Annotated in this window: 12 protein-coding genes; 3 read left to right on the forward strand and 9 right to left on the reverse strand. The window is 51.7% G+C overall.

Annotation, left to right across the window (positions count from 1 at the left end; all coding sequences use genetic code 11):
• Both ACEW8P_RS00075 and ACEW8P_RS00080 read left to right on the forward strand, forming a co-directional pair.
• Positions 1-807 (forward strand): sulfatase/phosphatase domain-containing protein (locus ACEW8P_RS00075; RefSeq protein WP_373511070.1); only part of this gene is annotated, 807 nt, incomplete at its 5' end.
• A 107-nt stretch (positions 808-914) separates the two neighbouring features.
• On the forward strand, positions 915-1,631 hold the full coding sequence (locus tag ACEW8P_RS00080) for a porin family protein (protein ID WP_373511071.1): 717 nt from the start codon (positions 915-917) through the stop codon (positions 1,629-1,631).
• A 66-nt stretch (positions 1,632-1,697) separates the two neighbouring features.
• On the opposite strand, the gene ACEW8P_RS00085 is transcribed toward ACEW8P_RS00080, so the two are convergent.
• The 9 genes from ACEW8P_RS00085 to ACEW8P_RS00125 form a co-directional block, all read right to left on the reverse strand.
• Positions 1,698-2,051: a DUF5615 family PIN-like protein gene (locus tag ACEW8P_RS00085; RefSeq protein ID WP_373511072.1), complete on the reverse strand. Its 354-nt coding sequence runs from the start codon at positions 2,049-2,051 to the stop codon at positions 1,698-1,700.
• On the reverse strand, positions 2,048-2,284 hold the full coding sequence (locus tag ACEW8P_RS00090) for a DUF433 domain-containing protein (protein ID WP_373511073.1): 237 nt from the start codon (positions 2,282-2,284) through the stop codon (positions 2,048-2,050). Before ACEW8P_RS00090 ends, ACEW8P_RS00085 begins: the two co-directional genes overlap by 4 nt.
• 66 nt (positions 2,285-2,350) lie before the next feature.
• Entirely contained in the window at positions 2,351-2,920 is a 570-nt protein-coding gene (locus tag ACEW8P_RS00095) for an exonuclease domain-containing protein (protein ID WP_373511074.1), read from the reverse strand.
• Between the two features lie 72 nt (positions 2,921-2,992).
• Positions 2,993-3,448 (reverse strand): RidA family protein, encoded by a 456-nt coding sequence (locus ACEW8P_RS00100; RefSeq protein WP_373511075.1) that lies wholly within the window; start codon positions 3,446-3,448, stop codon positions 2,993-2,995.
• A 122-nt stretch (positions 3,449-3,570) separates the two neighbouring features.
• Entirely contained in the window at positions 3,571-4,026 is a 456-nt protein-coding gene (locus ACEW8P_RS00105; RefSeq protein ID WP_373511076.1) for a RidA family protein, read from the reverse strand.
• A gap of 138 nt (positions 4,027-4,164) precedes the next feature.
• A complete protein-coding gene (locus ACEW8P_RS00110; protein ID WP_373511077.1) occupies positions 4,165-5,775 on the reverse strand; it encodes an exo-alpha-sialidase in 1,611 nt (536 codons plus the stop codon).
• A 66-nt stretch (positions 5,776-5,841) separates the two neighbouring features.
• Positions 5,842-7,560 (reverse strand): PQQ-dependent sugar dehydrogenase, encoded by a 1,719-nt coding sequence (locus ACEW8P_RS00115; RefSeq protein WP_373511078.1) that lies wholly within the window; start codon positions 7,558-7,560, stop codon positions 5,842-5,844.
• Between the two features lie 21 nt (positions 7,561-7,581).
• Positions 7,582-8,823: an amidohydrolase/deacetylase family metallohydrolase gene (locus ACEW8P_RS00120; protein WP_373511079.1), complete on the reverse strand. Its 1,242-nt coding sequence runs from the start codon at positions 8,821-8,823 to the stop codon at positions 7,582-7,584.
• A gap of 26 nt (positions 8,824-8,849) precedes the next feature.
• Complete coding sequence (locus ACEW8P_RS00125; protein WP_373511080.1) at positions 8,850-10,067, reverse strand: aminotransferase class V-fold PLP-dependent enzyme; 1,218 nt, start codon at positions 10,065-10,067, stop codon at positions 8,850-8,852.
• Between the two features lie 258 nt (positions 10,068-10,325).
• On the opposite strand from ACEW8P_RS00125, the gene ACEW8P_RS00130 reads away from it, so the two are divergent.
• A partial coding sequence (locus ACEW8P_RS00130; protein WP_373511081.1) for a SusC/RagA family TonB-linked outer membrane protein occupies positions 10,326-11,683 on the forward strand: 1,358 nt, incomplete at its 3' end.

Consider the following 11,683-nt stretch of genomic DNA (forward strand, 5'->3'; position numbering starts at 1 on the left):
CGGAAGATGTTTGAAAACAAGAAAATCATCCTGCGCGACAACGTCCCCGCCGAAAACCGCGAGAAGGCAATAGAAACCCTGCGCGGCTACTACGCCCACATGGCGGCTATCGACGACAACCTGGGTAAGCTGTGGCAGACACTCAAAGACACGGGCATCGAAGAAAACACAATTCTGGTCTTCTCCGCCGATCACGGCGACCTGCTCGGCTCGCACGGCTGGTGGAACAAGCAGCAGCCCTACGAAGAAAGCATCCGGGTGCCGTTCTTGCTTCATTATCCAAAACTATTTGGCCCGAACACCACCTGGACATCGGACGTGCTTCTCAACACGCCCGATATTATGCCTACCCTATTGGGCATGAGCGGTATTCCGATTCCCGAATCGGTGGAAGGAATCAATTACACAGATATAGTTAGAGTTCAGAACACCAGTAAGAAAGTACCCACAGAAACGCTCATTTCCTGCGTGCAGCCCTTCGGCCAATGGCCCCGCAGCCGGGGCGGTAAGGAGTACCGGGGCATCGTCACGCAGCGCTTCACCTACACCCGCGACCTCAGCGGCCCCTGGCAGCTTTTTGACAATAAGGAGGACCCGTATCAATTGAATAATCTGATCGGGAACGCCAAGGCTGCCAAATTACAAGTCGATCTCGATAAGCGACTGAGCAAGGTTTTGAGGGAGCGAAAAGACAAGTTCCTGCCCGGCCTGGAATATGTTAAAAAGTGGAGCTACGTGATCGATGAAACGGAAACGGTACCTTACATCAAAATGAACTACGAAGGGAAGCCGATTGTGGAAGAATAGCCAACTAATTAGTCCCGCGCGACCACTTACTAAGTTCTGCCCACCGAATAATAAAAAGTACGCTGGAAGTGAGTGGTTTAAATACCATAAACTCATACATTGGGTTTATGAAAAATCTCGGGCTACTCATTGTATCATTTCTACTGCTTTGCTCCATTTCGGCGAATGCGCAGAAATCTTCCCGCGAAAAGAAGGGGAAGGCCTTTCATTCGGGAGTTCGCCTGGGGGCTAATTTCTCTTCGCTGTCGGTCAAGGATGCGGAGTTTTCGGTAGTAAATCCGGCGGGTTCGCTGATTGTCAATCAATTCCAACAGAACGGAACCCGCGCCACGGGTTTGGTAGGAGGCGTCTGGTTGAGGATCGGACGGGTTTTTTATGTACAGCCGGAAGTACTTGTTTCGGCCAAGGGAGGAACCTTTGACGTATTGCAGAACAGCGCCGCGACCGGGACTATTCCGCAGAAAGTAAGCGTAGATTTCAAATCTACGAACATTGATCTCCCTTTCCTGGTGGGACTCAACATCAAAAGAGTACTTCGGATTTATACGGGCCCTATCGCCTCGTTTGCCATTGCCGAAGGCGGTGAGTTGAAAGAAACGATTAAAACCTACACGAACCAGTCGGTCGATAAAACGCTTAAAGACGCGGTGTTCGGCTATCAGGTCGGCGCAGGATTGGACTTAAAAAGATTTAAAATAGATGTACGCTACGAAGGCGCCCTGACCGATGTATCGGCTATAAAGCTCGACAAAGTAAGCGACGATGCCCGCTTCACTTCCAAAACCAGTCTTTGGCAGGTTACTTTGGGTTTTGAGATTTTTTAAGAAATAGATGTGAAGGGAAGCACAAATGAATCTTTCGAGGAATAATCACACAGAAGCGATTTGTTTTTAGCAAATTACGATCAACTTCGTTTGGGAGAGTTGAATGACATCGTTTTCTTGTAGAAGAGTCTCTAAAAGATCAAGATTCGTTTTAATAAGCAAGAGCAGGGTTCCGTTGGAGCAGTTTCCAAGCGTGAGGTAAATTAATTTGTAGGGTTCCTGCTTGCTTAAGAAGCTATCGTAGAAATCCGAGTCCTTACTGATGACTACCCGATTTTGCTCAATGGAAAGGCGATTGATTCGATGATCGGCGGTGGCATTTTTGTTGGGCAAGTCGAGGGTATGAATCGCATCGTGCCCCTCTGCCCGCAGCATGTGCGCCAATCGTCGGGGAAGTTGGGCGTCAACGATGAACTTCACGCTACCAAGTCAAGTGGGTAACTACCTTTCGACCGCGTAAGACGGGCGGCAAAAAGTAAACAGGCCCAGAGGTCCTCTTTCTCCAAATCTTCATAGTCATCCAGAATTTCCTCATGGGACATACCCGAAGCCATGAGTTCCAGCATATTTTCGACCGGATATCGAAGGCCCCGAATGGTGGGCTTTCCGTGGCAGATGTCTGAGTTGATGGTAATTCTATCTAAAAGCTCCATTTATGAAAAAAGTGTTTTTTACAAATATACGCTATTTTGTCTCTGCCAAGTCTGCTCTAAACTCTTTCAAAAAATCCCCCGCTTCTTCAACTCAAAAAAACACGCCGCCGTAGCCAGCATATCGGCGGTGGCGTCGTGCATACCTTTCATGGTTTTACCCATCAACAGCCGATAGAGTTCGTCCAATTTGACGGGTTCTCCGTTGGCAGTCACTTGGGTGCTGGCTTCCATCGTGCAGAGTTGGGGGCGGGTAGGGAACTCGCTCGGTCGGTTGAGTGCCTTTCCCATTCGCAAAAACTCGGCTCCGATCACGCCGTGATCAAGCACAACATGGTGTCCCACCCAAGCATCAGCGCGTTCGATGTCTGGCTCCAATTGGTTCAATACCTCGACCAGCGGTCGCCCCTCGCCCTCGACACGCTCAGGCGTAATGCCGTGGACGCGCTGCGCGGCGGGGTTCCAACGGTAGCCCACCGGCTTTACCATCGCTTTGTTGTGGCTCAGTTGGTTTCCGGCTTCGTCATATAATCCCCAGGCCACGGAGATGAGTCGGGGCCAGTTGGTCAAGTCGGTAACAGGTAGGTGGTATGACTGCGGCAAGCCGTTGGTTTCGGTGTCGATGATGAGATAAGTCATGATTTAGAAATACCAAAATAAGCCGCGCGGTATCGCACGGCTTGTGTCAAAACGAACAGGCAAAGTACTCTGCTAGATATACGCGATGCAGTCGATCTCGACCCACGAGTTGCCCGGTACGCCAGCGTACACGGCTACCGTCGTGCGGCAAGGCGGTTTGTCGCCAAAACGGCCCCGATATACCTCATTCATGGCTTTGTAGTCGGCTAGGTCGTGGAGGAACACGCTCACTTTGAGTACTTTATCCATTGAAGATCCGGCTTTGATCAAGTCTCTTTCCAACTCGTCCAGCACGTGCTTCGTGTGGGAGGTAATGTCGCCCTCGAAGTGCGCGCCTTTGCCCGACATGAAGATCATGTTGTTGTACTTGGTGTACACCGAGTACAGCGGTTTGTCCTCGTCCAAAACTACCTCCCCGACTTCCTTCATGGGACTGGCGGGAACTGCCTTGGCTGCCGCGCCCAAACCTACTGCTCCCGCAATGGAAGCGAATAGCTTCTTGATGGTCGATCTGCGTTGAGTTTTCATGCTTTTAGAATTTAATGGCCAAAGTACCTTGTTGTATCTCAATCACTTGATATTTTTTTATTGATAATTGAATAAAGAACAATTTGAGTGATTAGCTCTTAGCCTCTCATCGCCACGGATACCTATACGTACGCAATGCAATCGATCTCCACCAGAGAAGCACCCGGTACGCCGCCATAAACGGCCACGGTAGTACGGCAGGGGGGCTTGTCGCCAAATCGGCCGCGATAGGCTTCGTTCATGGCCTTGTAGTCATTCAGGTCGTGGAGAAAAACGCTCACTTTAAGTACCTTGTCCATCGAAGAGCCCGCTTTTTTAAGGGCTTTTTCCAACTCATCCAACACGTGGTTAGTGTGGGCCGTAATATCCCCTTCGAAGTGCGCACCCTTGCCCGCCACGAACACCATGTTGTTGAACTTGGTGAACTCCGAGAAAAGAGGTTTGTCCTCGTTCATCAAGACTTCACCCACTTCCTTCTGAGGTTCGGGAGCCGCCGCTTTGGCCGAGGCGCCGAGTCCAATGGCTCCGGCGACGGAGGCGAATAATTTTTTGATGGTCGATCTGCGTTGCGTTTTCATGGTTGTTTAGTTGGTTGTTTTGTAGGTGTTGACAAAATGTGTTTGCTAAGTTATTGACAAAATAAGTACTTCATATATTATGACATCTCGTTGGGCCGCTTTGAAGGCTTTCAGAGCTCTACATATCCTCACAATCGTCTATCGTTCAATCAATTCACTAAGGACAATCTGCTGAAAAACCAAGTCTGCCTGGCTGCTCTCATACACGATGCCGATGGTATTTTCATCAATGCTCGTCAGACAGGAGTACCCTCGCCCTCTTCCTTCGTCGAGCAGCATCCAGTTTTCTTCCGGCCAACTCATCCCGTCGTCAAAGCTCACTTTCACGGTGATGTGCTCCCGCTGGTACTTGGAGTTGGGGTTGGAAAACAGCAGTACGCTTTTGGTGCCGTTATCGTACGGATGCTTGTGCAAACTGGCCATGCAGGTAGGCTCGGGCAATGCGCCGTGATGAGTAGGGTGCTGTTCCCAGGAAGCACCCATGTTCCGTGTGGTAAAAACAGCCCGACCATTAGTCGCCGCCTTGTTATCGCGGTTACGATTGTCCCGCATATTGAGCATCAGGCGGCCGTCGCTAAGCTGTACCACGGCGCATTCGGTGGTATTGGAATAGGCAGGTTCGCTCGTCGTCCATGATTTGCCCTGATCCTGACTATAGGTGATATTGGAAAATGTCTCTCCTGTCGCACCCCTTCCCTGAGTAGGGAACACCAAAGTACCGTCGTCCATCACGATTCCCCGTCCCGGAGCGGGAGCCCACAGCCACCATTCTTTTCTTTTGGCCATTTGGGTCAGGTTGATGGGCTCGCTCCAGGTGAGGCCATTGTCGGTACTTTTGGTGATCAGGAACTGGGAGGTTTCCTTTATTCCCAGGCCGGGTTGCGAACCCCGGTTATGCCACTGATGCTGCCAGGCGTCGCTTTCGGCGGTCAGGCCCTCTATCCACAACCCATCCTTGTTTAGAACGCCGTGCATCCATAGCCCGGCCACGTAGATGGTACCTGTAGCGGTGTCCGCCAAAATGGAGGCATCGCTTACCCCGTTGAACTTCTCGGGCAGACCTCCCCACGTACCTTTGTCCAGGACGACCTGCATCGGTTGCCAGGTGTTGCCTCTGTCAGTACTTCTGTTCAATCCAATATCAATGTCTCCTTGCAGGTCGCGCCCACCGTCCCGCCGGGCATCGTACACGGCCAGCAGCGTTCCGTTTTCAGACGTAGTCAGGCCGGGAATGCGATGAGTGTTGACGCCATCCTGCCGGTGCTGACGCAGTGCCAACCCTAGTCTTAGCTGAGTACTTGCCTCATCCGCAGGTACCTGGATGTTTCCTTGCCGGAAGGTTGCGCCTATCAAGGAGGCATCCACTTTGTGAAGTAGCCCGGCTTCATCACCGACCTGGTATGAAACCCAGAAATAGTGGGTACCCACATTCAGTTCAAGTGCCTGCCGGAACAGCAATTCCGGCTTAGGGGACGTCTCTCTGGCGTAGGGCTGCTTTTCGGAAAATAGTGAATCTGCCCCCGAATAGAAGAGGCGAACTTTGCTAATATCGTTCAGGTCGTCAGTACCCTGGGTAGAAACCCGGAGCGCTTTGAGGGTACTTTCCTGAGTAGTCTCTATCTTAATCCGAAGTACCGGATTGTTCGTTTTATACTTCAACACCGGAATCTGCTTTTGCTCCGTTTTGATTTCTATACCAGCAAGTTGAGCGGTGGCCCACGGCGCGATCAGCCCTAAGAATAGAGTCAACGATGAAAACAAAACAGATTTGGGTCGGTGTTGCACGGTAAGGTAGATCATTGACGGAAGACATTATCAATTTAACTTGTTCCTCACTCCCTGCACCTCTTTCTTACTTACTGCATCAGCTTCGTTTCCAAAATTGGTTCTGACAAAGGTTAGTACCTCAGCCACTTGCTCGTCGTTCAGGAAGCTATGTTGGGGCATAACACCATTGTAGGTTTGGCCTTTCACTTCGATGGGGCCTTCCAGGCCGTTCAGTACCAGTTCGATGAGTCTGGTTTTGTCGCCAGTGACCCATTCGGAGCTGTTCAGGGGCGGGAAGCGTTGGGAGTCGCCCTGACCGTCGCGCTGGTGGCAACCTGCGCAGTAGATTCGGTACACATTGGCGGCAGCTACGGGTTTTCCTTTGTCGAGATTATCTTTTTCTACGTCGGGAGTTCGGATGTGGGCCATCGACTTGCGCTGCTCCATTTTGGCTAAGGCCGACTTGGGTAGTTTGCGCTTTTGTCCGCGATAGGTGACTTTCCAGATTTTTCCTTTTTCGGTTTCAGCGAAGTACAGCGAGCCGTCTGGTCCCATCGCGATGCCCATCGGGCGATGGTCGGCGTCGTTGGGGCTGGGAATGATTTCCTTTCCCGCGAAACCGTCGGCAAATACTTCGTATTCGCCCGAAGGCTTGCCGTTTTTAAAAGGCACGAAGCCGATAAAATAGCTCGACTGCGGGTAAGGCCCCCGATTAGTAGAGCCGTGGAAAGCAATGAACGCACCATTTTTGTAGCGGGCAGGAAACTGGTTTCCCTGATAAAAATGCAGGTCATTGGGTGCCCAGTGACCGGGAAAGCCGATTAGCGGTTCGGCGCAGTCATCGCAACGACCGACTTTACTGCCGTCACCGCCGTACTCAGGGTTAAGTACCTTTTTGCCCTGCATTTGGTCGTAATAGCAGTAGGGCCAGCCGCCATCCGTGCCGTCTTTGATCAAAAAAAATTCTTCCGAAGGCAGCAGGGCACTTTGCCAGGGCGAAAAAAGCTGCGGCCAGAGGCGGAGCAAATCGTCACGCCCGTGGTGTACGGCGTACAGATTATTGCTTGCAAAATTCCATTCCATACCCACCACACTCCGCAGCCCTGTCGCGAAACGATAGCCGTCTTTCTGGGTCTGCCCGACTTTATTGGCATCGAATCGCCAGATGCCACCGTGGTCTTCGAGCAGAGGGCAGGGGTCCATGCCGGGTGAGCCGGGCGTGCGGTTATCGACCTGACAGCCATTGGAATGCGCCCCGAACGGAACGTACATATTGCCTTTGTCATCGAACGCAAGTGGCTTGGCAATGTGTTCGCTGATGCCGTGCGCGTGGTCGTCGGTGAGAATGATTTCAGCTTCACCTTCGGGTACTAGCTTTCCGGGCGTGAGCTTGTAGCGATAAACTACCAGTTCGGAACTGAAATAGAGGTAGCCATTGTAAATCCGGGCGGCGGTTCCGTAGTTTCTTTCCCGCGCGTTACCTCCGAAGGCCTCGATAATATCAGCCCGGCCGTCACCATTGGTATCGCGGAGAGCCGTCACGGAAGTACCCGCATCGGCCCGGCGAGCTTTTACATATATATCGCCGTTATCATTCACGGCCAGATGCCGGGCCCTTCCTGGCAAACTATCCACCACCACGATGGCCTCAAAGCCTTCGGGCAGAAAAAGGCCGCCATTTTCTGATTCCTGATCTTTCGGCTGGACAAAACCAACAGCCAGAAGCAGCAAGAAAAAGGCTATTATTTTGGGGAATAGTTTATACATGAAAGAGTTTATTGCCGAAAGCTACCTCGCATACACCGGATCCGCAATACCGTTGAGATCATACACTATTCTTCCATCCTTGACCGTCATTTCGCATTCCAGCTTCTCCTTTCCGGTCACTTTGTAGCCCGTTTTGTCGTAGAAACCGAAATCGCCTTTCCGCATCGTGAAAATGGCGACATCGGCGGTAGCCCCTTCGGTGAGGTGCCCAAGGCCTTCACGGCCGATAACTTTGGCGGGCATCCAGGTACTGGCCTTGATGACCTCCGGCAGGGGCATTCCCATGTTATAGAACTTGGTCATCACGCTGAGCATATCTTTCATCGAGCCGTTCATGCTGCCCGTGTGCAGGTCGGTACTGATGGTAGTTGGTTGAAATCCCGCCTTTATCGCCGGAATAGCCTGGGTGTAGTTGAAACTCGCGCCGCCGTAGCCAACATCAAACACGATGCCCCGCTTTCGGGCTTCGAGGACGTGTGGTTTGACCTTTTGCGCGGCTTCATCCACGATGGTTTCCCGGACGTTGCCATCTAACAGGGTGTAGGCGTGGGTATAAATATCGCCGGGGCGCAGATGTTCCAGAAATAATTCTTTTAATGGTAAGGGAGGATTACTACCGCCAAAATCTACCATGATAGGCATGTTGGCTATTTTGCCCGCCTCCACCGCGCGATCCACAGGCTGCCAGTTGGGGCCGGAGAAGTGCGCGACTTTAAATCCCACGATGTCTTCCTTATTATTCATAGCCACGGTCGCGGCTTTGCGGGCATCCATGTCGCTGGTGTCCTGTTCGGCCTGGCCCCCTTTCATGCCCGCGCCCACAATATTGAGGAAGGAAAGTACCCTGGTTTTCGAGCGGTCGATCACGTTATTTTTGAATAAAGGAAACGACTCCCAACCCGCGCCGCCCGCGTCGCAGATGGTAGTCACGCCCACCCGCAAGGTGAAGCCATCGGGCGGCAGGGCGGACAAGCCATCGCTGAGATAGCTGTTGTCCGAAGTACCGTAGAACACATGACCATGGATGTCGATCAAGCCCGGCGTGACGTACATTCCCTTGGCATCAACTACCTGACGGCCTTCTTTCGGGTCAATGCTTTTGGCGATTTTAGCGATTTTTCCATCCTGAATACCCACATCCATCGGTTCATTGAGGTTGTTTTTGGGGTCGATGACGTGACCGCCTTTGATGAGGATGGAATAAGTTTGGGCGTGGGAAAATGTTGCCAGAAGAAATAGAAAGGGGAGAAGTAGTTTTTTCATTACCGAAAAATGTTTAAGCCAAAATATTAAACAGCTGCCTTCTGCAACTCTTCTTTCAATCGTTTAGCCACGATTTTGTCCTCGCCGGGCTGGAGCATCCAGGCGGTCATCCCTATGGCATTTTCGCCACCAGAAACTACCTCGATGGAAGGGGTTCCGTTGCGCAGTTTTTCCTGCAAACCTTTGGTATCCAATTTTATTTTTGAAGTATCCCAGGAAATATTCAGCGTTGGGGTGTGATTGCCTAGTTCGGGTACGCGGGTTTCAACGGTTACGCCCGACACGCTTTCGGCGGCGTTTCCGATCAGGGTGGTGCGGTCCTCCCAGGTTTTCCAGAGTTTTTTTTGGTCGGTGTTGACGAAATTTTCCAGGGCGACGTACATCCCCAGGATTTCTTCCTTATTGATCTTCATCCCGCGGCCAATGGTACTTCCGCGCGGTGGCATACTGAGTCGGGCAGCCTCAATGTATTTCTTCTTGCCCATCAAAATCCCCGCGCTCTGCGGCCCGCGCAGTGCCTTGCCGCCCGACACGCAGACGAGGTCGAAGCCCATGTCGTTGAACCGCCAGAGGTTTTCGATGGGCGGCACGTCGGCGGCAATATCGATCATGCTCGGGATGCCGCGTCGCTTGGCTACTTCTACCCACTGCTCGTGGTTGATCTGGCCACGGTCCGATTGGATGTGCAGGAACCAAAGCAGGGCGGTCTTGTCGTCGATGGCCTTTTCAAGTTCGTCCAGGGTTCCGATGCTGACAATGGTGCAGCCCGTGTTGAGCAGGGCGTGGGAATAGCCAACGTTGTGGCCTTTCTGCATGATGACGACCGAAGGCATTCTGGTGCCTTCCAGATGGGGGAGGGCGGCTACCTTATGGTTGTCCATGCCTGTCAGCACGCCCGCGAGGCCGAGCGTCATGGCCGAGAAGCAACCTGCACTCACTACGGCTGCCTCGGCGTGGGTAATGGCTGCGATTTTCTCGCCAACCTTGTCTTGCACCTCATCCAGCATCATAAAGTTGTTTGAGGAGGCGCGAATGGTTTCCACAACTTCGTCTTGCATCAGCGAACCCGTCATGGCGGTATAGGTACCGGCCGCATTAATGAAAGTACGGATACCGAGTTCTTTAGCGAGGTTCCGGGCCGTAAGACTGGCGGCGGGCGAATCGAGTATGGGTTTTCCTCCCAGAAAACCGCCGACGAGCGGCAAACTGGAAAGGTGTTTGATGAGATCGCGGCGGTTGAGCATGCTGGGGTCAGATTAGGTGGTTGCTACCGATTAAAGTCCGGTAAACCCAAAAAATACTTATCAGAATAAAACCCTATTAATTGCCCGCTAAGTACCTGAACCCTACCTATAAAAATGTGGATTCTGGTAAACTCTGGATCTTGGTGCATAGTCAGGGTTAAGTAATTTCTTATTTAAATAATATAGAAATATGTTAACATACTAGTACCTTTGGAAGTTAATACATCAATTGTTCTAATTATTAACCTAAAAAATCCTATGATGAAATTTCTTCTCTCTGGCCGCTGTATGAGAACGCCCGGCCCAAACAAGCAAAAGGCTTCGCTTCTGGCGTTTCTGTTCCTGTTTTTTACTTACTCAGCCTTTGCTCAGGATATCCCGGTCACGGGTAAAGTAACGGCCCAAGACGGCTCGGGACTGCCCGGCGTGACCATTCAGGTAAAGGGAACCACCATTGGTTCTACCTCCGACGTTAATGGCAGCTATAGCATTGCCAATGTACCTTCCAACGGTACTCTCGTATTTAGCTTCGTGGGTATGAAAGCTCAAGAAGTTGCGGTTAATAATCGTACATCGATCAGCATATCAATGTTGGAAGATGCTGCTGCGCTTGAAGAGGTAGTCGTTATCGGCTACGGTACCGTTAAGAAAAAGGACGCGACCGGGGCGGTGGCGGCCATTGGGGCCAAGGACTTTAACAAAGGCGTCATTACCTCAACTGAGCAATTGTTACAAGGCCGCGTGGCCGGGGTAGCTGTAACACAAAGTAGCGGTGAACCCGGTAGCGGGATCAATGTTCGTATTCGGGGAACATCTTCGGTTCGCGGTGGCAACGGACCGCTCTTCGTAGTGGATGGCGTACCTCTGGCTGGTAACGACGTCTCCGGCGGCGGTTCTGCCGGAGGTCTGGGTAGTAGTTCTGCCCGTAACCCCCTCAACTTTCTGAACCCAGACGACATTGCCAGCATGGACATCCTGAAAGATGCTTCAGCTACGGCCATTTACGGAGCTAGGGGTGCCAATGGCGTCGTGCTGATTACGACCAAGAAGGGAAAAGGCAAAGGCTCTGTCGATTATTCGTACTCCTTGGGATTAAGCAGTATCACCAAAAAGTACGATCTGTTGAGTCCAGAAGCGTATGTATCGGCGGGTGGCACTGACAATGGAGCCAGAACCGACTGGCAGGACCAGCTGTTTCGCACGGGCAAAACTAACCAGCACAACCTATCGTTCAGCGGTGGGGAAAATGGCAGCAACTACCGCTTTTCGATGGGCTATTTCGACCAGGAGGGTATCATCCAAAATTCAGGTATCAAGCGGTTGTCAGGCTCGTTTAGTGGCGGTAAAAAGTTTATCAATGACAAGCTGACGGTCGGTGCAAGTGTAAATTTTGCCAAAACTACCGACACGGGTGTACCTGTTACCGACAATGCAGGTTTCTCGGGAGATTTGCTGGGGGCGATCTTGAAAACGAACCCCACCAATAAGGTTTACAACGCCGATGGCACCCCCTTCCAAACTACGTCGGTGGAACCCAACCCGATAGCGATCATTGAGTACACCAAGGACTTTACGAACACGTTGCGTGTACTTGGAAACATCAACGCCGAGTACGA

This window comes from Persicitalea sp., from assembly GCF_041751555.1.
In the GTDB taxonomy this organism is placed as follows: Bacteria; Bacteroidota; Bacteroidia; order Cytophagales; family Spirosomataceae; genus Persicitalea.